Raw genomic sequence first — 21,310 nt, forward strand, 5'->3', positions numbered from 1 at the left:
GTGCTTGCATGGCAGGACCCGGACTTTCCGAACTCTCGCTCCGCGCCCGCGAAATTTTCCGGCTGGTGGTCGAGGGCTATATCGCCAGCGGGCTTCCCGTCGGTTCGCGCACCATTGCGGGGAGCGGGGCGCTGAACCTTTCGCCCGCATCGATCCGCTCGGTGCTGCAGGAATTGCAGGACGCGGGGCTGCTGGCCGCGCCCCACACCAGCGCGGGGCGGATGCCGACCGAGGTGGGCCTGAGGCTCTTTGTCGACGGGATCATGCAGGCGGCGGAGCCTTCGGCGGCGGAGCGCGCCCAGATCGAGCGGGGGCTGGCCGAGGGCGGCACGATCGAGGCGGCGCTGGCGGCGGCGAGTTCGGCACTCTCCGATCTTTCGGCGGCGGCGGGCGTTGTCATGGTACCGCGCCGCGAGTTGCGGCTGACGCAGGTTTCGTTCGTGCCGCTGGGGCAGGCGCGGGCGCTGGTGGTGCTGGTGGGGGATGATGGCAGCGTCGAGAACCGGGTGATCGACTTGCCGGGGGTGGTCACCGCCTCGACGCTGGAGCAGGCAGGCAATTACCTCACCGCGCGCATGGCCGGGCGCACGCTGGCCGAAGCGCTGAGCGCCATTCGCGCCGAGATTGCGGGCGGGCGCTCGGCGCTTGATGCGGCGAGCGCGGCGCTGGTCGAGCGCGGGCTTGCCGTCTGGAGCCGCGATGCGGCGCAGCGGCCGGTGCTGGTGGTGCGGGGGCAGGCCAATCTGCTCGACGAGGCGGCGCTGACCGATATCGAACGGGTGCGGCTGCTGCTCGATGAACTTGAGAGCGCAGAGGCCATCGCGGGTGTGCTCGATGCCGCGCGCGAGGCGACCGCCGCGCGCATTTTCATCGGCAGCGAGAATCGGCTGTTCTCGCTCTCGGGCTCGTCGGTCATAGCGGCGCCCTGGCGGGACGGCGAGGGGCGCGTGGTTGGTGTTGTCGGTGTTATCGGGCCGACGCGGTTGAATTATGCGCGGGTTGTCCCCATGGTTGATTTCACAGCCCAATCGCTGGGCAGGATCATCGCACAGGACGGATTTACCCGAAAATGACTGACAACGACACGCGCCCGCAGGACCCGGAAGTGGCGGCTGAACTGGAGGGCGTTCCTTCCGAACTTACCGAAGGCGGCGATGCTCTTGGCGAACTCGTCGAGGCGCTGAAGGGTGATCTCGAGGCGGCAAAGCAGGACGTGCTCTACGCCAAGGCGGAGACGCAGAACGTGCGCCGCCGCATGGAAAAGGAAATGGCCGACGCGCGCAGCTATGCCGCCACATCCTTTGCGCGCGATATTCTTTCGGTGGCGGACAACCTTTCGCGCGCGCTCGAATCGATTCCCGCCGAGCTGCGTGACGACGACAAGATGAAGAACCTTGTCGCAGGCCTCGAAGCCACCGGTCGCGAGATCGAGAAGGTGTTTTCGAGCCACGGCATCAGCCGGATTGCCTCGAAGGGCCTGCCGCTCGATCCGCACCAGCACCAGGCGATGCTGGAGATCCCCTCGGCCGATGTGGAGCCCGGAACCGTACTGCAGGAATTGCAGGCCGGGTACATGATCAAGGACCGCCTGCTGCGCGCGGCGATGGTGGCGGTGGCAAAGAAGCCTGATTGACGTTTCAGGTCCCTCACACCCCATTTTCGTCATTGCGAGCGTAGCGAAGCAATCCAGAGCGTCACGCACGACCGCTCTGGGTTGCTTCGTCGCTGCGCTCCTCGCAACGACGAAAGCATTGCGGCACTTTGGCACGTGCGAGTGAAGGTGTTGCCTAGCCTAGCAGCGCCAGCACCTCATCCGTATCGTAGAGATCGGCGAACACGAACGCCATGGTGTGCAGCGTGGCGGCGTGTTCCGTGTCCGTCAGCGCGGCGTTGGCGTCGGCGGCGACGAGGACTCGGTAATTGAGCTGCATGGCGTCGCGCGCGGTGCTTTCGCAGCAGCAGTTGGTGAGCGTGCCGGTGATGAGGACGGTGTCGATGCCGCGCGTCTTCAGGACAGCGTCCAGATCGCTGGTGCCGGGGGTGAAGCCGCTGAAGCGGTGCTTGTCGACCACGGCATCGCCGCCCTGAACGTCGAGCGTCGGCCAGAAATCGTGGAAGTGCGCGCCGGGCGTGAAGGCGGCGCGGTGGGCGGCGGAGCCTGCGCCGAGGCGGCGGACGAAGACCGACCAGTTGGCCGCGTCGGGCGTGGTGAAGCGCAGGAAGACGTTGAGGCCACCCGCTGCGCGCACAGCGGCGCTGATGCGATTGATGTTCTCGACGATCCCGCGCGCGGCGGGGACCTCGACCGGCGAGCCCGCTTCCATGAAGCCGTTCTGCATGTCGACGCAGATATGGGCGAGGCGGGCGGGGTCGATATCATCGAACACGTTGCAGACGCCGCCGCGCGCTGCGGCTACGGCATCGAGAATGGCGTGGTGGTCTACAGCGTGGGGCAAGGCGGGCATCCTCTTGTTTGCGGCGATGCTGCCGTGCCGGCGCGCCAAGGACCAGCGTGCTTGGCGGGCTGTTTCGGCTGGCGGAATGGTCAGGCCTGCGCGCCGGGCCCTGCGCCGAATGGGAGCAGCGCGCCGAGGGCGGCCAGCGGCGGGGCGGCGGGATCGGGACGGCCCCGCGCCGCTAGGAACGCGTGGCGCACGAGTTCGGCCTGCTGCTCGATACCATAGGCGGTGAAGGTCTTGCCCGGCACCAAGCGATAATCATAGCGGCAGAAGGGATGGCGCGCGAGCGGCAGGTAGAAGCGGCCGCGTTGCTGCGTCTGCCAGACATGGACCAGTTCGTGGATGAAGAGGCCCTGCAAGCCCAGCGAAGCCGTGCTGAAATCGTCACGGTAGTCCGGGTTTCCCGGATGGAAATGGATATGCCCCATCGGCGCCATGACGGTGCCGCACGGCTGGAATGGGAAGAAGCGGCGGCGCCGCACACGCACCGGAGCCAGATCGAGTGCAGCGCCGAACACGCTGCGGGCGAGCGTGCACTCGCCCGGCGTGAGCGGCCGCTCGCCGCCGGGGGCAAGGGCGTGGGGCGCGCTCACATATGTTCCATCATGCCTTCCATCGCGCCGGTTTCCTGGACGGGCACGAACGTGCTCACCTTGTCGCCGTTGGCCAGTGTGAAGGTGACTTCGACATCCTTGCCCGCCTTCATCGTGCTAGCAAGGTTGAACAGCATGACGTGGTAGCCGCCGGCCTTGAACTCGGCCGGCTGGTCCTGGCTGAAGGTGACCGAGGTGACCTGGTCCATCGAAGTGACGCCGTTCACGGTCTTGCTTTCGTGCATTTCGGCACGGCCCGCGCCATCGACGTGGACCGCGACGAGGGTGTTGGCCTTGCCGGCATCCTGCTCGATTGTGAAATAGAGCACACCGGGATTGCCGGGGACCGTGGGCAACTTGATCACCGGATCGACCACACTGACGTGCGGGGCGTTGTCGGGCGCCATCGGATCGGGGGCGGAGCCCGGGGCTGTGGTGGATGCGGTTGCGTCGGGAGCGGGGGCGGCGCCGCTGCAGGCAGCAAGAGCAAGGATGCCCGCGCCAAGGACGAGGGTGAGCGCAGCGGAACGGATGTGGCGCATCGGGAGAGACTCCGGTCTTGAAACGGGACGGTAACGCACAGGTGTCCGGGGGCCTTGTCCCGGGGCGAACGCGCCCTATATCGCCCTCTGTCAGAGCTGCATAGACGAAGGCTCGCCCGGTTCGGGGGGCGCTTCACGCGCAGCGTCTAAAGGGCAAGGAAACAGGACGACATGGCTAAAGTTATCGGTATCGACCTCGGCACGACCAACAGCTGCGTTGCGGTGATGGACGGTGGGACTTCGAAGGTCATCGAGAATTCCGAAGGCGCGCGCACGACGCCGTCGATCGTTGCTTTCACCAAGGATGGCGAGCGCCTGATCGGCCAGCCGGCCAAGCGCCAGGCTGTCACCAATCCGGACAACACGATCTTTGCGGTGAAGCGCCTGATCGGCCGCCGCTTCGAAGATCCCATGACCCAGAAGGACATGGCGCTGGTTCCCTATGGCATCGTCAAGGGCAAGAACGGCGACGCGTGGGTCAAGGCGGGCGGCGAAGACTACAGCCCCTCGCAGATTTCGGCCTTCATCCTGCAGAAGATGAAGGAAACCGCGGAAAGCTATCTCGGCGAGACCGTCACGCAGGCGGTGATCACCGTGCCGGCCTACTTCAACGACGCGCAGCGCCAGGCGACCAAGGACGCCGGCCAGATCGCGGGCCTTGAAGTGCTGCGCATCATCAACGAGCCGACCGCGGCCGCGCTCGCCTATGGCCTCGACAAGCAGGACGGCAAGACCATCGCGGTCTATGACCTTGGCGGCGGCACGTTCGATATCTCGGTGCTCGAGATCGGCGACGGCGTGTTCGAGGTGAAGTCGACCAATGGCGACACCTTCCTCGGCGGTGAAGACTTCGACAACGTGCTGGTCGAGTACCTTGCGGACAAGTTCAAGTCGAAGGAGAACATGGATCTCCGCACCGACAAGCTGGCGCTCCAGCGGCTGAAGGAAGCTGCCGAAAAGGCCAAGATCGAGCTTTCGAGCGCGCAGTCCACCGAGATCAACCTGCCGTTCATCACCGCGCGCATGGAAGGTGGCAGCACCACCCCGCTGCATCTGGTCGAGAACGTCACGCGTTCGGACCTTGAGAAGCTCGTTTCGGGCCTGATCCAGCGCACGCTGGAGCCTTGCCGCAAGGCGATTGCGGATGCGGGCCTCACCGCCAAGGACATCGACGACGTGGTGCTCGTCGGCGGCATGACCCGCATGCCGCGCGTGCGCGAAATCGTGAAGGAGTTCTTCGGCAAGGACCCGCACACCGGCGTGAACCCGGACGAAGTTGTCGCCATGGGCGCGGCGATCCAGGCCGGCGTGCTGCAGGGCGATGTCAAGGACGTGCTGCTGCTCGACGTGACCCCGCTTTCGCTGGGTATCGAGACGCTGGGCGGCATCATGACCAAGATGATTGATCGCAACACCACGATCCCGACCAAGAAGAGCCAGGTCTACTCGACCGCCGAGGACAACCAGCAGGCGGTGACGATCCGCGTGTTCCAGGGCGAGCGGGAGATGGCGCAGGACAACAAGCTGCTCGGCCAGTTCGACCTCGTCGGCATTCCGCCGGCGCGGCGCGGCGTGCCGCAGGTCGAGGTGACGTTCGACATCGACGCCAACGGCATCGTGAACGTCTCCGCCAAGGACAAGGGCACAGGCAAGGAACAGCAGATCCGCATCCAGGCCTCGGGCGGTCTTTCGGACAGCGACATCGACCAGATGGTGCGCGATGCCGAAAAGTTCGCCGAAGAGGACAAGAAGCGTCGTGAGGCTGCCGAGGCGCGCAACAACGCCGACAGCCTTGTCCACGCGACCGAGCGGCAGCTGGAAGAAAACGGAGACAAGATCGACGCTTCCTTGAAGGCCGAGATCGAGGCCGCGATTGCCGAAACCAAGACGGCGATCGAGGGTGGTGATCCGGCTGACATGAACGCGAAGACCCAGGCACTCACCGAAAAGGCGATGAAGATGGGTCAGGCGATCTACGAGAAGGAGCAGGCCGCGGCAGCGTCTCCGGGTGCGGAAGCGCCCAAGGACGGGGACGATGTGGTCGACGCCGAGTTCTCGGAAGTCGACGACACCAAGTGATGTTGCGTTAAGCCGGCCCGCCGCCTGGCCTTTGGGCTTGGGCGGCGGGTCGTCGTTCTGGGATGGGACCCGCAATGTCGGCCGAGATCGATTTTTACGAACTGCTCGAGGTGGAGCGCACCGCGGACGACAAGGTGCTCAAGTCCGCCTACCGCAAGCTCGCCATGAAGTACCACCCGGACAAGAACCCCGGGTGCCAGGACAGCGAAGCCAAGTTCAAGCAGATCAACGAGGCCTATGCCTGCCTCTCCGATCCGCAGAAGCGCGCGGCATATGACCGCTATGGCCATGCCGCCTTTCAGCAGGGCGGCGGGGGCGGCGGCTTCGGCGGCGGCGCCGATTTCGGCGATCTGGGCGATATCTTCGAGACGATTTTCGGCGGCGCCTTTGGCGGCGGCGGGCGTCAGCAGCCCCGGCGCGGTGCGGACTTGCGCTATGACATGGAGATCACGCTCGAAGACGCCTTCCACGGCAAGTCTGCGGAGATTGCGGTCGAAGTGGCGCAGGGCTGCCAGCCTTGCGGCGGCACCGGCGCCACGCCGGGCACCTCGGCGAGGCGCTGCAATCTCTGCGGCGGGCACGGCAAAGTGCGCGCGCAGCAGGGCTTCTTCATGGTCGAGCGCACCTGCCCGACCTGCCACGGGCGCGGTGAGGTGATCGAAAACCCCTGCCGCAGCTGCCGCGGCGAGGGCCGGGTCGATGCCGAGCAGAAGCTCGAGGTGCAGATTCCGGCCGGTGTCGACAACGGCACGCGCATCCGCCTTGCCGGCAAAGGCGAGGCGGGGCCTTTTGGCGCGCCGCCGGGCGACCTCTACATTTTCCTCCACGTGAAGCGCCACCGCGTGTTCGAGCGCGAGGGCACGACGCTGCTCACGCGCTGCCCGATCAGCTTTACCAAGGCCGCGCTGGGCGGCGAGATCGACATTCCGGGGCTCGACGGGGCGCGGCACACGATCGAGATTCCTGCCGGAATCCAGTCGGGTAAACAGCTGCGCAAGCGCGGGGCCGGCATGCCGGTGCTGCAAGGGCGGGGCTCGGGCGATCTCGTGATCGAGATCCAGGTCGAGACCCCGACCAAGCTCTCCGCCCGCCAGCGCGAGTTGCTGCGCGAGTTTCAGGCGACCGAGACCGGCGAGGAGACGCCCCAGTCCAAGGGGTTCTTTGACCGGATCAAGGATGCGTGGAGCGATCTGACGGAGTGATCTGTCGGCTTTGTGCCGGATTGTTTCGCGCAGAGGCGCAGAGGCACGAAGGTGCCGCGTCCGGCCGAAGGCCGGTCTCTTTCCGGGGACCCAACCGGGATGCGCAGCTTCGCCGCAAGACCCAGCCTCTCCGCGCCTCTGCGCGAACCTCTCGCTGCTTACTCCTCCGCAAACGCAGCATGCACTTCTGCGATCACCTTCTCGACCATGTCCGGTTCGGCAACGAGGCGCGGCTTTTCTTCGTCGAGGATCGCGAGGAAAACATCACGCTTGAACGCGCGGATCACACTTTCCGGCAGCGGTGGTTCGGCGGTGGATGCGATAAGGTCCACCGTGCGCTCGGCGCCGTGGAGGCGGCCCCAGAGGTAGTCGTTTTCGCGGTAGGCGCGGGCGAAGAACGCCCCGAAGTGGAAGAACTCTATGCCCTTGAGGCAGGCAAGCGTGCCGCCTTGGCGGATCGACATGGCATCCTCGGGCGAGATGCGGTCGACCTTGACCGGGTCGAACTCGCCCATGCCTTCGCCCTGGAGCAGCGGCAGCGTCGCGACATCATAGAACGGGAAGCCGAGATAGGCATAGAGGAAGCGGCGGCGCAGCGGCTTGCTCATGGCCTGGAGGCCTTCGACAATCATGGCATCGACCGCCAGATCGATGCCGGTGAGATCGCGCCGAGCGGCGATGGTATCCAGCACTTCGGCCGGACGGGAGAGCACCTTGGCGGCGACGGTGTCAAAATCCTCGCCAAGCCCGGCGGCGGTCTGCTTCGCCTGGTAAAGCGCCTGTGCGCGGTAGACCATGGCGCGGGCGGCCTCGCGCTCGGCGGGGCTGATCCCTTCCGCATCGTCCCAGTCCTGCGTCAGGCGCCGGGCGAGGAGCTTCAAGCGCCGGATGCGGAAGGCGAGGTCATGCGCGCGGAAAAAGGCGATGGCTTCGGCCGTCGCACCGCCTTTGGCCAAGGCCAGCCGGTCGAACCCCAGTGTCGCAAGATGCGCCCAGAGCTCCGCCTCGACCGCACCGTGCTGGGGCATATCGGGCATGGCCTCTACCACCACTTCGGCGAGCGCCGAGACGACGCCCGCAAGCTTGACCTGCGCATAGCCGTGGAAGGCAAAGCCCGCCTGTTCGGCCGCGGCCTGCTGCGCCTTGGCGCGCCAGGCGGTGAGGCGCTTGAGGTTGGGCTGGTCGAAGAAGAACGTGTAGCCGAAGAGGCGCTCGACGGCGGCGTCGATCTCGCCGCGCAGGCTATCGACGATCATGCGCAGCCGCGCGCGCTCGCGCGACTGGGCTTCGAGAGCATCGAGGTTGTCGCGGATCGGCTGTTCGCGCGGGATCGAGGAAAGCGAGCCGAAGATTGCCGAGAAGAAGCCGACCGAGCGCTCCATGTGAGCGGTCGGCGGGATGCGCGCGGGGCTGGGATCGATATAGACGAACCGGCGGTCCACCTCGCGCTGTGCCGGGCGGTCCCGCAGGACGGCCATGGCGGGGGCGAAGGGGCGGTTGACCAGCACCGCGCCGTCCACCAGCGCGACTTCGGCAAGTTGTCCGCGCTTCCACCGGCTGGGCATGATGCGCTTGAGGAAGGCCTCGCGCCCCTGCCAGGGCAGGCTGCGCTCGGCGGTGAGGCGGTCCATCTCGGCAAGCATCAGCGGGGGAAAGGCGCCGGGAAAGCTGGCGGTGGAACGCGCGGCAAAGACCAGTTCGGCGCGCTCGGCAAGGTCGGTTCCCGCAGGAGTTGCAGCGCGGCGGAAGCCGATGGAAAGCCGGTGCTCGCTTTCCTCGACAACCGGCGGGCTGTTGAGCCTGAGGTCCTCGAGGTGGCCGTTGAAATCGGTCGCGGTGACAAGGAGATCGAGTGGATGGCCTGCGGGAAGCAGCGGCGTGCCGGTGGACGGCTGCGCCACCGAGGCGGCCATGGCGTCGAGCGCTTCGGCAAGAAGGTGCGAGAAACCGATCCCGCTGAAGGGCGGCGCGAACCAGCGTGCGCGGATGAGGTGCGAGAGCTTGTAGCGCACTTCCGCGCGGGTGCCCTTGGCGACCACGGTGCGGCTGACGACGTTGCCGGGACGCTTGAGCAGGAACCACACCAGCGGCTGCGCCCAGAACTTGGCGAAGCGGCTCCACGGCCGTGCATCGGGATCGAGCAGAACCTCGACGTCGGCGCGTTCGAGCCAGAGCCTGGTCAGCGGCTCGAGGCTCTGACCGCTCGTCAGAGCCTGGGCCAGGAACACCCCGTTGATACCGCCCGCGCTGGCGCCGGAGATGATGTCGGGCAGGATACGCAGGCGCAGTTCGCGCGTGCTCGCCAGCGTTTCAAGCAAGCGGCAATAGACCGCCTCGGCCCCGGTGGCGGGGGGGGCTTCATCGTGAAACGCGCGGCTGGCGCGCGTGGCGTACCAGATCTCCTTGGTGACGCCGTGCATGTAGACCGCAAGGCTGATCCCGCCGTAGCAAACCAGTGCGAGCCGCAGTTCCTTCTCCCGCATGCCCGGCAGCATGGCAGCGATTGCGCCGCTCCGCCAGTGCGTGGATTGCATATGTCTCAGCTGTAAACAGCGCCGACAATCGGCGTGCAGCGGCGCAGGTAGCGCGCGAGAAACCGCAGGCTTGCAGCGTTAACACCGCAAAAGTCACTGTCAGATTTACCGACGCTTTACCCCTCTGGGCCTAGAACGCGGTGACAAGGCCCCTGCCGGGCCGAGAAGCCAGGTGACCTCACTACCATGATCCGGCTGTTCAAGCTCTATATCCCCAACGCGGTGTTCCTGCTGGCACTGCTCGATTTCGTGCTGCTGATTGCTGCGGGCGAGCTGGGCTGGATGGTCCGCGCGCACCAGATCGGGATCGATGGCGGCGTGGTGGTGGACCGCTGGATCCCGCTGCTTATCTTTGCCGGTCTCGTGCAGACCGCCATGATCTCGGTCGGCGTCTACGGCTCGGATGCGCTGCGTTCGATGCGCTATGCCACGGCGCGGCTGATGGTCGCGATCAGCCTCGGCATCATCGCGCTCTCGTTCGTCTATTTCCTGATGCCGGGCCGCACATTGTGGCGCTCCAACCTGTTCTACGCGATGTTCATCGCGATGGGGCTGCTGGTGTTCGTCCGCATTTTTGTGGGCGGGCTCCTCGGCACCGCGGTGTTCCGGCGGCGTGTGCTGGTTCTGGGTGCAGGCGAGCGGGCGGAGCGGCTGCGCCACCTGGGCGAGCGGCCTGAAGCTGGCTTCGTCATCGTCGGCTACATCGGCATGAGCGACAGCGCGCCGGTGATCAAGGAAGCGATCAACCGCAACGCCATCCACAACCTCACGCGCTATGTCGAGAACCTCGGCGTGAGCGAAGTGGTGCTGGCGCTGGAAGAACGGCGCAACGCCTTGCCCTTGAAGGACCTCCTGCGGATCAAGACCACCGGGGTGCATGTCAACGATTTCTCGACCTTCATGGAGCGCGAGACCGGCCGCGTCGATCTCGATACCGTCAACCCCAGCTGGCTGATCTTTTCCGACGGGTTCTCCTCGGGCCGGATGATCTCGAGCGCGGTGAAGCGCATCTTCGACATCTGTGCCAGCCTCGTGCTGCTCATGCTCACCGCACCGGTGATCGCGCTGTTCGCGATCATCGTGAAGCTCGACAGCCGGGGCCCCGCGTTCTTCCGCCAGACCCGGGTCGGGCTCTATGGCCAGAACTTCAGCCTCGTAAAGCTGCGCTCGATGCGCACCGATGCCGAGAAGGCCGGAGCGCAGTGGGCGGCCAAGGATGATCCGCGCGTGACGCGGGTGGGCAAGCTCATCCGCAAGCTGCGCATCGACGAACTGCCCCAGGCCTGGACCGTGCTGAAAGGCGAGATGAGCTTTGTCGGGCCGCGCCCCGAGCGCCCCGAATTCGTCTCCGACCTCGAGGACAAGCTGCCCTACTATGCCGAGCGGCACATGGTGAAGCCGGGGATCACCGGCTGGGCGCAGATCAACTATCCCTATGGCGCCTCGATCGAGGACTCGCGGCACAAGCTCGAATTCGATCTCTACTACGCCAAGAACTACTCGCCGTTCCTCGATCTGCTGATCCTCCTCCAGACGCTGCGCGTGGTGCTCTGGAACGAGGGTGCGCGCTGAAGGGGGGCCATGCACAACCCCCTCGGATGGACCGGACTCAGCCAGTGGAGCTACCTTGCCGCGGCGTTCGCGGCGATGCTGCTTACGGTGTGGATGACCGAGCGCCGGCGGCGCGGCCGGGAGAGTAGCCGCGCGCTGATCGCGGCGCTGGCACTGAGCACGGCCTGGGCGCTTGTCACTTCCTCGCTGGGGCCGAATGCGGCGATTACCCAGCTCTTTGAAATGGCACGCAACCTCGGCTGGCTGGTCGTGGTCTATTCACTGTTCGCGCGTGACAACCGGCATACCACCGTGGTGCAGGTTCGCCCGGTTCTGGTCGTGCTTGCGATGGTCGAGGTGTTCCAGATCGTGCTGCTGGTGCTGGCGATCCGCTTCGCCGGGATCGAGCAGGCGGGGGCGATGATCTTCCAGCTGTCGGTCATGTTCCGACTGCTCCTGACAACCGGCGCGCTGGTGCTGGTCCACAATCTCTATGCCGGTGCGATCAGCGGCCAGCGCGACGCGGTTCGCTGGACTGCGCTCGCGCTCGCGCTGATGTGGGGTTACGATCTCAACCTCTATACGATCGCCTATCTCGGCCACATGGTCCCGCTTGAACTTGCGGCGCTGCGCGGGCCGATCCAGGTCGCCGCGATGTTGCTGATCGCAATCGGGGCAATGCGGGGCGGCTCGCCCTTGCGCTTCTCGCCGAGCCGCGCGGTCGCTTTCCAGTCGCTCTCGCTGCTGGTGATCGGCGGCTATCTCATTCTCATGGTCGCGGCGGCGCAGTCGGTCGCGTGGCTGGGGGGCGATGTCAGCCAGCTGGCGCAGCTGGGCTTTGCCTTTGCGACGACCGTGGTGATTCTTGCGCTCGTCCCATCGCGGCGGCTGCGCGGCTGGCTCAACGTGATGCTGGCCAAGCACTTCTTCCAGCACCGCTACGACTACCGCTCCGAATGGCAGCGCTTCACGCGCACGATCGGCCGTGCCGGGCCCAATGCCGCGCCGCTCCACGCGCGTGTGGTTCAAGCACTGGCCGACATTACCGACAGCGCCAGCGGGGTCATGCTGATCCCGGGCGAGGGCGGCGATCTCGTGCTTGCCGCGCGCTGGCAGTGGGCGACGATAGAGGTTCCCGCCGAAGCGATGCCGGCCGCGACGGCGCAGTTCTTCGAGCGGCGCGGTTTCATCGTCGATCTCGACGAGGCACGTGCCGGGATCGACCATGAAGGCGAGAAGGGGCTGATGCCGCATTGGCTGATCGAGGAACATGCCGCCTGGGCGATGGTTCCGCTGCTGCATTACGACCGGCTGGTCGGCCTTGTCGTGCTGGGTCGTCCGCCGCTGGCGCGCAAGCTGGACTGGGAGGATTTCGATCTCCTGCGTGTCGTCGGCCAGCAGCTTGCAAGCTATATTGCCGAGCACAACGGGCAAAGCGCGCTGCTTGAAGCGAGCCGCTTTGACGAGTTCAACCGCCGCATCGCCTTCGTGATGCACGACATCAAGAACCTGGCGAGCCAGCTTGCACTGCTGGCCCGCAATGCCGAGCGCCACGCCGACAACCCGGCCTTCCGCAAGGACATGCTGGTGACGCTGACCAATGCCGCCGACAAGCTCAACGCACTCCTGGCGCGGCTATCGCGCTATGGTGCAGGCGGGGTCCAGCGGATCGAGCCGGTCGATGCCGCCGAAGTGGTCGAGGCACTGGCCGCGCGCTATCGCGAGGCGGGGGGGGAATGCCCGGTCTATGTGACCGACAGCCACCCCTGTCCGGTGCTCGCCAGCCGTGAAACGCTGGAGCAGGTGCTGGCGCATCTTGTCCAGAACGCGATCGACGCGAGCCAGCCGGGCATGGCGGTGTTCCTCCAGACCCGGCTCGACGGGCTGACCGGCGTGATCGAGGTGTCCGATACCGGCTGCGGCATGAGCGCCGACTTTGTGCGCAACCGCCTGTTCAAGCCGTTTGTTTCGACCAAGGCGGGCGGCTTCGGAATCGGCGCGTTCGAGGCGCGCGAACTGGTGCGTGCGATGAACGGGCGCCTTGAAGTCGAAAGCCGCGAGGGGCTGGGCAGCCGCTTTGCCGTGCGCCTGCCGCTCTCGGTAACGGCGGAACACGAGAAAACCCATGTGAATGAAACCGATGCGGATCCCGTGGATCCGCAAGTCCCTGAAAATACGACTGAAGGCAAGAAGGTGGCATGATGATCCAGGAAAGGCCCCCGAGCATGACGAGGCTTTTGCCCAAGCTCCTCATTGTCGAGGACGACCCGGGCCTGCAGGCTCAGCTCAAGTGGGCCTATGAGGACTTCGAGGTGCTCATCGCCGGCGACCGCGCCACGGCGCTGTCGCTGCTGCGCGCGGAGGAGCCGCCGGTGGTCACGCTCGATCTCGGCCTTCCGCCCGATCCCGACGGAACGAGCGAGGGCTTTGCCGTGCTCGAGGCGATCATGACGCTGAAGCCTGATACCAAGGTGATTGTCGCCAGCGGCCACGGCGCGCGTGAAAGTGCGCTCCGGGCCATCCAGCAGGGCGCCTATGATTTCTATCCCAAGCCCGTAGACATCGACGCGCTCGGCCTGATCGTGCGGCGCGCGCTCCATCTCCACCGCATCGAGGCTGAAAACCGCATGCTCGCCGAGCGGGCGCCGGAGGACAACAAGGTACTGGGCCGGCTGATCACCGGCGCGCCCGAGATGGTCAAGGTGGCGCGCACGATCGAGCGGGTTGCGGGGACCAATGTCTCGGTCATGCTGCTGGGCGCGAGCGGCACCGGCAAGGAACTGCTGGCGCGCGGCCTTCATGATGCAAGCCCGCGTGCGCGGGGCGCCTTCGTGGCGATCAACTGCGCGGCGATCCCGGAAAACCTGCTCGAAAGCGAGCTGTTCGGCCACGAGAAGGGCGCGTTTACCGGCGCGGTCAAGACCACCGAGGGCAAGATCGAACAGGCCAGCGGCGGCACGCTGTTCCTCGACGAAGTGGGCGACATTCCCTTCCCGCTACAGGTCAAGCTGCTGCGCTTCCTGCAGGAGCGCACGATCGAGCGCATCGGCGGGCGGCGCTCGATCGAGGTCGATACGCGCATCGTCTGTGCGACGCACCAGAACCTTGAGGCGATGATCACCGACGGACGCTTCCGCGAGGACTTGTTCTATCGCCTCGCCGAGATCGTCGTGCGCATCCCGAGCCTTGCCGAGCGTCCGGGCGATGCGGCGCTGCTGGCAAAGGCCTTCCTCACGCGCTTTGCGGCCGAGATGAACCCTTCGGTCAAGGGCTTTGCTCCCGACGCGCTTTCCGCGATCGACGCCTGGACCTGGCCGGGCAACGTGCGCGAGCTTGAAAACCGGGTGAAGCGGGCGGTGATCATGGCAGATGGCAAGCTGGTCGCTGCCGCCGATCTCGATCTGGCCGAACCGAGTGACGATGCGGCAAACCCACTCAACCTCAAGACCGCGCGCGAGGCGACCGACCGCAAGATGATCCGCCACGCATTGGCGCGCAGCGAGGGCAACATCTCCAACACCGCGCGCCTGCTGGGGATCAGCCGGCCCACGCTCTATGACCTGCTCAAGCAATACGACCTTCAGCATTAAGCGCGGTCTTGCACTGTCGCTCGGCCTGCTTGCGCTGGCGGGGCCGGCGGCGGGTGGCGAGACCGCGCTTGAAGCGCTGAGGGCCAAGGCGCAGGCGGCGATCGAGCGGCGTGATCCGGTATCGGCCGAGGTCATGCTGCGCGCGGCCATTCGCGGCGGCGCCAGCGAGGACGGCTTGCGGGCGCATCTGGGCGAGGCACTGCTGGCCGAGGGTGACCGGATCGAAGCGCGCAAGGTGCTGGACGGCGGCGGATTCACGCCAGAAACCGGAGCGCTGGGCTGGCGGGTGCGGGGCCAGATCGCGCTGGCGGAGGGGAACCTTCGCGGCGCCGCGACGGCCTTCGACGAGGCGCTGAAGACCAATCCGCGCGATGCCGATCTCTGGGTGGCGATCGCTGCCCTGCGCTTTTCGGGCGGTGAGCAGGCGCAGTCGATCGAGGCCGCAACCCGCGCAGTGGCGCTTGACCCCCGAAATGCCCGCGCACTGGCCTTCCGGGGCCTGTTGATCCGCGAGCAATACGGCCTCGCGGCGGCGTTGCCGTGGTTCGAGGAGGGGCTCAAGGCGCGGCCGGACGATCCCGCGCTGCTTGGCGAATATGCGGCAACTCTGGGTGACATGGGCCAGTATCGCGCCATGCTGATCGTGTGCCGCAAACTGGCACAAGTTGACCCCAAGAACCCGCGGCCCTTGTTCCTCCAGGCCGTGATGGCTGCGCGCGCAGGCGAGACGGACCTTGCCCGCAGCATCCTCCAGCGCACCGGCAACAACTTTCGCGACATGCCAGCCGCAATCCTCCTTTCGGGTGTGCTCGAGTATCGCGCGGGCAATATCAATGTCGCGGTCGAGCAGTTCGACCGGTTGACGCGGATGCAGCCCGACAATCTGGAGGCACGCAAGATGCTGCTGCGCGCGCTGGCGCGGCAAGGCAGTGACCGGCCGATCACGACGCGCTTCGATGCCGACGCGGCGCAGCCCTGGGCCGCGCCCTATACCCTGCGGCTGGTTGGGCAGAGCTGGCAGCGGCTGGGCGCAAAGGTTCGCGCGGCGGCCTATCTCGCACGCGCTGCCGCGCCCACGCCGCACGGCCCCGCACCGCTTCCGGTCGACGACGGCGCGTCGGTGCTTGCCGTGCGCTATGCCGATGCGCCAAACCAGGCGCAGATGGCAGTGCCGTACATCCGCGCGCTGCTGAAGGAGGGCCGCAAGGACGAGGCGCAAGTCGCTGCCGACCGGCTGCGTGATGCCAACCCAGGGGCCGCAGAGGCGCATCTCCTCGCCGGCGACGTGCGCGCGCTGCGCGGCGATTCGGCAGGTGCGCTGGATGATTACGAGACCGGTGCGGCGATCCGCTTCAATGAGCCGGTGCTGCAGCGCATGGATGCGGCACTGCGCGCACTGGGCCGTGCACGCGATGCCGATGCCATGACGTCGCGCTATCTGGCGCAGAACCCGCAGAGCCTTGCGGCGATGAAACTGCTCGCCGCGGTATGGCAGGGCGGGGCACGCGGCGATGCGTTCGCCGCTGTCAGCCGGGCGCTGGCCGCGCGCGGACAGGTGGCCAAGGCGCAATAGGGCTCGACAGCGGCACGATCGCGCGGCAAACCCCGGTTCAATCGATCGATTAATGATACACGGGGTGAGCGATGGCAGGTGCGCTGGACGGACTGACGGTTCTCGAATTCGCCGGGATCGGACCGGGGCCCTTTGCCTGCATGATGCTGGCCGATCACGGGGCGCGGGTGATCCGCATCGACCGGCCGGGCAAGCCGGGGCGCACAGGTGATGCCGGCAACCGCGATATCCTCAACCGCAACCGCGTGCGGATCGAGCTCGATCTCAAGGACCCCGCCGCGATTGCCCGCATCCGCTCGCTGGTGAAGGAAGCCGATGCGATCATCGAAGGCTATCGCCCCGGCGTGATGGAGCGGCTTGGCCTCGGGCCCGAGGTGCTGCTCGCCGACAATCCGAAGCTCGTCTACGGGCGCATGACCGGGTGGGGGCAGGAAGGGCCGATGGCGCCGCTGGCCGGGCACGACATTAACTACATCGCGCTGGCGGGGGCACTGCACACCTACGGTCAGGCGGGCGGCAAGCCGCAGTTCCCGGTCAACGCCGTGGGCGATTTCGGCGGCGGCGGCATGATGATGGCCTTCGGTGTGCTGGCAGCCGTGCTTTCGGCGCAGCGCACCGGCAAGGGGCAGGTGATCGATTGCGCGATGGTCGATGGCGCGGCGATCCTTTCGGCCATGACCTGGACGTTCTTTGGCAACGGCCAGTGGAAGGACGAGCGCGGGGTCAATCTGCTCGACGGCGGCGCGCATTTCTACGACACCTACGAGACGAGCGACGGCAAGTGGATCGCGCTCGGTTCGATCGAGCCGCAGTTCTACGCGCTGCTGATGGAAAAGAGCGGCCTCGGCGCCGATCCTGCCTTTGCTGCGCAGCAGGACCAGTCCGCCTGGCCCGCGCTCAAGGCCAAGGTCGCCGCGCTGATCCTGACCAGGACGCGCGCCGAATGGGAAGCGATCATGGAGGGCACCGACATCTGCTTCGCGCCCGTGCTCAGCCTCAAGGAAGCGCCGCACCACCCGCATAACGCGGCGCGCGGCATGTTCGTTGAGGACGGCGGCATGACGATGCCCGCGCCGGCACCGCGCTTTCTGGGAACGCCGGCACCTGCGCCGAAGCTGGCCTCTGAACCGCTGGGGTAAGAGGGTTCTCGCAGAGGAAGCAGGGAGCGCAGAAATGCCTCTCACGGCGGCGAAGCCGCTGCATCATCAAGCCGCTCGCCAGACAGGATTTCCGCCTACGGCGCACGCGACTCCTTTGCGCTCTCTGCTTCCTCTGCGCCTCAGCGCGAATAAATAGGGACAGTCCCTATTTTCTGCAGCGCGCGCTTACTCCGCCCGCAGCGCGTCCTCGATCTCGGCGTCGGGTAAGCGGCGCTTGTGGCGCACCGACCACCACAGCGAGAGCCCGATCAGCGCCGCGCCGATCAGGCCGGTCACGGTCTCGGGAATCTCGACGTGCGCCGAGACGAGCATAATCGCGGCGAGCGCGATGATCGCCCAGAATGCGCCGTGCTCGAGGAAGCGGTATTCCGCCAGCGTCCCCTGCTTGACCAGCAGCACCGTCAGCGAGCGCACGAACATTGCGCCGATGGAGAGGCCGAGCGCGATGACCACCATGTTGTTGGACAGCGCAAAGGCCCCGATCACCCCGTCGAAGCTGAACGAGGCATCGAGCACATTGAGATAAAGGAAGCCCGCGAGGCCCGACCGCACCACCAGTCCCGCCGCCTTCTGCGCCTCTTCGCGCATTTCGAGCAGGGTGCCGACCGCTTCGACCGCAATGAACGTGACAATGCCGAGCGCGCTGGCGCCAAGGAAGGTCAGCGCCTCGGCGGGCGGCAGCAGCAGCGAAATGCCGTAGATGGCCACCAGCAGGATCGCGATTTCCGCCGCCTTGATATCGGCAAAGCGGGCAAGCCGGGTTTCGATCCAACTGATCCAGTGGACGTCCTTCTCGCCGTCGAAAAAGAACGAGAGGCCGACCATCGCGAGGAACGCCCCGCCAAAGCCGGCAATGCCGACATGCGCGGCGGAGACGATTTCCTCATAGCGCGCGGGCTCTGTCAGCGAGATCCGCATGGCCTCGATCGGGCCGATGCCCGCTGCAATCGCGACGATCGCCACCGGAAAGACGATGCGCATGCCGAACACCGCGATCACCATGCCCCAGGTGAGGAAACGGCGCTGCCACACCTCGTCCATCTCGCCCAGCACCATGGCATTGACCACCGCGTTGTCGAACGAGAGCGAAACCTCGAGCACCGAGAGCATTATGACGATCCACAGCATCGCCAGCGTGGCCGGCAACGATGCTGTCTGGAACCAGCCATAGGCGGCGGCAAGCGCAAGGCAGACAAGCGTGAAGGCGATCGATCCGCCGAAATTCTTGAGCAAGGGGGTCTCGCGCTGAGAGGAGGAGCTGGGCCGGGTCGTTGCGGCCTTACTTCGGTTGATACGTCTGTTCCACCCCCGGAAAGGTGCGTGCGCGCACTTCGGCGGCGTAGGCTGCCGCGGCGGCGGAAATCGTTTCGGCGAGGTGTTCGTAGATCTTCACGAAGCGCGGCGTGCGCTCGAACATGCCGAGCATGTCGTCGGTGACCAGAACCTGACCGTCGCACTGCGCCGAAGCGCCGATGCCGATGGTGGGGCAGGGGACCGCCTGGGTGATCGCCACAGCAAGCGGTTCGACCACGCCTTCGACCACGATGGCAAAGGCGCCGGCTTCGGCAATCGCGCGCGCGTCGCCCACGATCTTCTCCGCTTCCGCCGCGCTGCGCCCGCGCGCGTTGTAGCCGCCGAGCACGTTCACCGCCTGCGGGGTGAGCCCGACATGGCCCATGACAGGAATGCCGCGCGCGACAAGGAAGGCCACCGTCTCGGCCATCGCCGTCCCGCCTTCGAGCTTCACCGCATCGCAGCCGGTTTCCTTGAGCAGGCGCGAGGCGCTCTCGAAGGCCTGCTGCGGCGAGCTTTCGTAGGCGCCGAAGGGCATGTCGACCACCACCGCCGCGTGATAGGACCCGCGCACCACGGCGGCGCCGTGCGCACACATCATGTCGAGCGTGACGGGGACGCTGGAGGGGAGGCCATAGATCACCTGCCCGAGCGAATCCCCGACGAGCAGGAGATCGCAGTGCGCATCGAGCAACTGCGCCTGGCGCGCGGTGTAGGCGGTGAGCATGACCACCGGATGCTGGGTCACCCCGTCGATCTTGCGCTGGCGGATGCCGGGAATGTTGAGCCGCTTCATCGGCGCCGGGGTGGGGTGGGCGCGGCTGGTGGCGGTGTCGAGGACGTAGGTCGTGGACATGGCGTGTTCCTGCGTTTTGGCCTGCGGTTCTAGAGCAAAGCCGCAAAGCCGCAAGGCCGGGTCCGTTTCGGTGCATCGCTGTGTCGGCGCGGTGCACGCGGTTGGGGAAAAAGCGCTTTGCGCGGGGGCTTTGCGGCGCTAGCTAACAGGGTAGCAACCTGGTGACCGGCCAGCCATGCCATTGCCAGCGCCATCAGGGCGCGGCGTGCAGGGCGGCGGGCCAAGGCGGGAGAAATCAATGTTCGGTCGCGTCAAACCACTCGACGCCATTCTTGCAACTGCCGAGAAGAAATCGCTGCATCGCTCGCTCGGCGCCTTTCAGCTCACCATGCTCGGCGTGGGCGCCGTGATCGGCACCGGTATCTTCGTGCTGACGGCCGAAGCCGCGCAGAAGGCTGGCCCCGGTATGATGGTCAGCTTCATCATCGCCGGTTTCGTCTGCGCTGTGGCGGCACTGTGCTACGCCGAAATGGCCGCGATGGTGCCGGTCTCGGGCTCGGCCTATACCTACAGCTACGCCGTGATGGGCGAACTGGTCGCGTGGATGGTCGGCTGGGCGCTGATCCTCGAATACGCGATCGCGGCAGGTGCGGTCTCGGTCGGCTGGTCGGGCTACATGATCGGGTTCATCCAGCACAGTTTCCATATAACCGTGCCGCTCGAATTCGTGCGCGGACCGTTTGACGGCGGGTTGATCAATCTGCCGGCCATGGGAATCGCTGCGGTGATCACGTGGCTGCTCGTGCTCGGCACCAAGGAAAGCGCCACGGTCAACGCGGTGCTGGTGGCGATCAAGATCGCGGCGCTCTCCATGTTCGTGGTGCTGACCCTGCCGGTGATCCAGACGGGCAAGTTCGTTCCCTTCGCCCCGCTTGGCTTTACTGGCATTTCGGGCGCGGCGGCTTCGATCTTCTTTGCTTATGTGGGCTTCGATGCGGTCTCGACTGCGGCGGAGGAGACCAAGAACCCGCAGCGCAACATGCCGATTGGCCTCATTGGCAGCCTTGCGATCTGCACCGTGTTCTACATGCTGGTCGCTGCCGGCGTGATCGGAACCGTCGGCGCGCAGCCCATGTTCGGTCCGGCTGGCGAAGTGCTCTCACCCGGCACGCCCGCGCTCTCGGCCGCTTGCGCCGCGATCCAGGACAATGCGGTGGTCTGCTCGAAGGAGGCGCTGGCCTGGACGCTGCGTTCGGTCGGCTATCCCTTCGTCGGCTGGCTGGTCGGCGCGGCCGCCATTCTGGCGCTGCCTTCGGTCATCCTGATGATGATGTTCGGCCAGACCCGCATCTTCTTCGTGATGAGCCGTGACGGGCTGCTGCCCGAGTTCTTCTCGAAGATTCACCCCAAGTTCCGCACCCCGCACGTGATCACGATCCTCACCGGCATTTTCGTGGCGCTGTTCGCGGCGTTCTTCCCCGTGGGGCTGCTGGCCGACGTGTCCAACTCGGGGACGCTCTTTGCCTTTGCCGCTGTCTCGATTGCGGTGCTGGTGCTGCGCCGGACCGATGCCAAGCGGCATCGCCCGTTCCGCACACCCGCTGTGGCGTTGGTCGCGCCGATCTCGATCGCGGGCTGCGTCTACCTGTTCTTCAGCCTCTCGCGTGAGACGATCCTGCTGTTCTTCGGCTGGGCGCTGGTCGGACTGGTGATCTACTACACCTACAGCCGCAGCCGCAGCCATCTGGGCCGGGGCACGGTCGAAGTGCATGAAACGGACGCGGACATTCCGCCGCAGTCGGTGCCGCCGATCTCCTGATCGGCAAGGCTGCTCAACCAGAAGGGCCGCTTCCCCCCGGGGAGGCGGCCCTTTTGCATGGAAGGGCAGGGGGTGCGGGGAGGCGCTTGCATGGTGGGAGAATAAGAACATAATAGGAA

The 21,310-nt window shown here is 66.3% G+C and carries 16 protein-coding genes; 10 read left to right on the top strand and 6 right to left on the bottom strand.

Annotated elements, in window-relative coordinates; genetic code table 11:
- The first annotated feature begins 8 nt into the window (after positions 1-8).
- Both hrcA and WCL10_RS14710 read left to right on the top strand, forming a co-directional pair.
- A complete protein-coding gene (gene hrcA / locus WCL10_RS14705; protein WP_336896416.1) occupies positions 9-1,073 on the top strand; it encodes a heat-inducible transcriptional repressor HrcA in 1,065 nt (354 codons plus the stop codon).
- Entirely contained in the window at positions 1,070-1,633 is a 564-nt protein-coding gene (locus tag WCL10_RS14710) for a nucleotide exchange factor GrpE (protein ID WP_336896417.1), read from the top strand. Before hrcA ends, WCL10_RS14710 begins: the two co-directional genes overlap by 4 nt.
- Before the next feature lie 154 nt (positions 1,634-1,787).
- Here WCL10_RS14710 and WCL10_RS14715 read toward each other — a convergent pair whose 3' ends face one another.
- The 3 genes from WCL10_RS14715 to WCL10_RS14725 form a co-directional block, all read right to left on the bottom strand.
- On the bottom strand, positions 1,788-2,465 hold the full coding sequence (locus WCL10_RS14715) for an isochorismatase family cysteine hydrolase (protein ID WP_336896418.1): 678 nt from the start codon (positions 2,463-2,465) through the stop codon (positions 1,788-1,790).
- A gap of 80 nt (positions 2,466-2,545) precedes the next feature.
- On the bottom strand, positions 2,546-3,052 hold the full coding sequence (locus WCL10_RS14720) for a vgr related protein (protein WP_336896419.1): 507 nt from the start codon (positions 3,050-3,052) through the stop codon (positions 2,546-2,548).
- On the bottom strand, positions 3,049-3,594 hold the full coding sequence (locus WCL10_RS14725) for a copper chaperone PCu(A)C (protein ID WP_336896420.1): 546 nt from the start codon (positions 3,592-3,594) through the stop codon (positions 3,049-3,051). The genes WCL10_RS14720 and WCL10_RS14725 overlap by 4 nt, the downstream gene beginning before the upstream one ends.
- Positions 3,595-3,765: 171 nt before the next feature.
- Between WCL10_RS14725 and dnaK the strand changes: the two genes are divergently transcribed.
- A complete protein-coding gene (gene dnaK / locus WCL10_RS14730) occupies positions 3,766-5,673 on the top strand; it encodes a molecular chaperone DnaK (RefSeq protein WP_336896421.1) in 1,908 nt (635 codons plus the stop codon).
- Between the two features lie 74 nt (positions 5,674-5,747).
- Positions 5,748-6,875, top strand: coding sequence for a molecular chaperone DnaJ (gene dnaJ / locus WCL10_RS14735; protein WP_336896486.1), 1,128 nt, complete (start codon positions 5,748-5,750; stop codon positions 6,873-6,875).
- A 158-nt stretch (positions 6,876-7,033) separates the two neighbouring features.
- Here the strand turns inward: dnaJ and WCL10_RS14740 are convergent, their stop codons facing one another.
- Positions 7,034-9,358, bottom strand: a complete 2,325-nt coding sequence (locus WCL10_RS14740; RefSeq protein WP_336896487.1) for a patatin-like protein — start codon at positions 9,356-9,358, stop codon at positions 7,034-7,036.
- Positions 9,359-9,595: 237 nt separating this feature from the next.
- Between WCL10_RS14740 and WCL10_RS14745 the strand changes: the two genes are divergently transcribed.
- From WCL10_RS14745 to WCL10_RS14765, 5 genes are all read left to right on the top strand, one after another.
- Positions 9,596-10,981 carry a TIGR03013 family XrtA/PEP-CTERM system glycosyltransferase gene (locus WCL10_RS14745; RefSeq protein ID WP_336896422.1) on the top strand — a complete coding sequence of 462 codons (1,386 nt, stop codon included), beginning with the start codon at positions 9,596-9,598 and terminating at the stop codon, positions 10,979-10,981.
- A 9-nt stretch (positions 10,982-10,990) separates the two neighbouring features.
- Positions 10,991-13,162 (top strand): XrtA/PEP-CTERM system histidine kinase PrsK, encoded by a 2,172-nt coding sequence (gene prsK / locus WCL10_RS14750; RefSeq protein ID WP_336896423.1) that lies wholly within the window; start codon positions 10,991-10,993, stop codon positions 13,160-13,162.
- A 23-nt stretch (positions 13,163-13,185) separates the two neighbouring features.
- Positions 13,186-14,550 (top strand): PEP-CTERM-box response regulator transcription factor, encoded by a 1,365-nt coding sequence (prsR, locus tag WCL10_RS14755; RefSeq protein WP_336896424.1) that lies wholly within the window; start codon positions 13,186-13,188, stop codon positions 14,548-14,550.
- On the top strand, positions 14,516-16,123 hold the full coding sequence (locus WCL10_RS14760; protein WP_336896425.1) for a tetratricopeptide repeat protein: 1,608 nt from the start codon (positions 14,516-14,518) through the stop codon (positions 16,121-16,123). Before prsR ends, WCL10_RS14760 begins: the two co-directional genes overlap by 35 nt.
- 71 nt (positions 16,124-16,194) lie before the next feature.
- Positions 16,195-17,262, top strand: coding sequence for a CaiB/BaiF CoA-transferase family protein (locus WCL10_RS14765; protein ID WP_336896426.1), 1,068 nt, complete (start codon positions 16,195-16,197; stop codon positions 17,260-17,262).
- A gap of 186 nt (positions 17,263-17,448) precedes the next feature.
- Here WCL10_RS14765 and WCL10_RS14770 read toward each other — a convergent pair whose 3' ends face one another.
- Positions 17,449-18,516 carry a DUF475 domain-containing protein gene (locus WCL10_RS14770; protein WP_336896427.1) on the bottom strand — a complete coding sequence of 356 codons (1,068 nt, stop codon included), beginning with the start codon at positions 18,514-18,516 and terminating at the stop codon, positions 17,449-17,451.
- Between the two features lie 46 nt (positions 18,517-18,562).
- A complete protein-coding gene (gene panB, locus WCL10_RS14775; protein ID WP_336896428.1) occupies positions 18,563-19,432 on the bottom strand; it encodes a 3-methyl-2-oxobutanoate hydroxymethyltransferase in 870 nt (289 codons plus the stop codon).
- Between the two features lie 238 nt (positions 19,433-19,670).
- Between panB and WCL10_RS14780 the strand changes: the two genes are divergently transcribed.
- Positions 19,671-21,191: an amino acid permease gene (locus WCL10_RS14780; protein WP_336896429.1), complete on the top strand. Its 1,521-nt coding sequence runs from the start codon at positions 19,671-19,673 to the stop codon at positions 21,189-21,191.
- The last annotated feature ends 119 nt before the right edge of the window (positions 21,192-21,310 follow it).

The sequence above is a fragment of the Novosphingobium sp. genome (assembly GCF_037133355.1).
Classification (GTDB): Bacteria; Pseudomonadota; Alphaproteobacteria; order Sphingomonadales; family Sphingomonadaceae; genus Novosphingobium.

What these genes read in the sequence shown, in the direction of transcription:
- WCL10_RS14710 (WP_336896417.1), top strand. Translation starts at nt 1,070, where the DNA reads ATGACTGACAACGACACGCGCCCGCAGGACCCGGAAGTGGCGGCTGAA.
- WCL10_RS14780 (WP_336896429.1), top strand. Translation starts at nt 19,671, where the DNA reads ATGTTCGGTCGCGTCAAACCACTCGACGCCATTCTTGCAACTGCCGAG.
- panB (WP_336896428.1), bottom strand. Translation starts at nt 19,432, where the DNA reads ATGTCCACGACCTACGTCCTCGACACCGCCACCAGCCGCGCCCACCCC.
- WCL10_RS14745 (WP_336896422.1), top strand. Translation starts at nt 9,596, where the DNA reads ATGATCCGGCTGTTCAAGCTCTATATCCCCAACGCGGTGTTCCTGCTG.
- hrcA (WP_336896416.1), top strand. Translation starts at nt 9, where the DNA reads ATGGCAGGACCCGGACTTTCCGAACTCTCGCTCCGCGCCCGCGAAATT.
- WCL10_RS14760 (WP_336896425.1), top strand. Translation starts at nt 14,516, where the DNA reads ATGACCTGCTCAAGCAATACGACCTTCAGCATTAAGCGCGGTCTTGCA.
- prsR (WP_336896424.1), top strand. Translation starts at nt 13,186, where the DNA reads ATGACGAGGCTTTTGCCCAAGCTCCTCATTGTCGAGGACGACCCGGGC.
- prsK (WP_336896423.1), top strand. Translation starts at nt 10,991, where the DNA reads ATGCACAACCCCCTCGGATGGACCGGACTCAGCCAGTGGAGCTACCTT.
- dnaK (WP_336896421.1), top strand. Translation starts at nt 3,766, where the DNA reads ATGGCTAAAGTTATCGGTATCGACCTCGGCACGACCAACAGCTGCGTT.
- WCL10_RS14740 (WP_336896487.1), bottom strand. Translation starts at nt 9,358, where the DNA reads ATGCGGGAGAAGGAACTGCGGCTCGCACTGGTTTGCTACGGCGGGATC.
- WCL10_RS14765 (WP_336896426.1), top strand. Translation starts at nt 16,195, where the DNA reads ATGGCAGGTGCGCTGGACGGACTGACGGTTCTCGAATTCGCCGGGATC.
- dnaJ (WP_336896486.1), top strand. Translation starts at nt 5,748, where the DNA reads ATGTCGGCCGAGATCGATTTTTACGAACTGCTCGAGGTGGAGCGCACC.
- WCL10_RS14715 (WP_336896418.1), bottom strand. Translation starts at nt 2,465, where the DNA reads ATGCCCGCCTTGCCCCACGCTGTAGACCACCACGCCATTCTCGATGCC.
- WCL10_RS14725 (WP_336896420.1), bottom strand. Translation starts at nt 3,594, where the DNA reads ATGCGCCACATCCGTTCCGCTGCGCTCACCCTCGTCCTTGGCGCGGGC.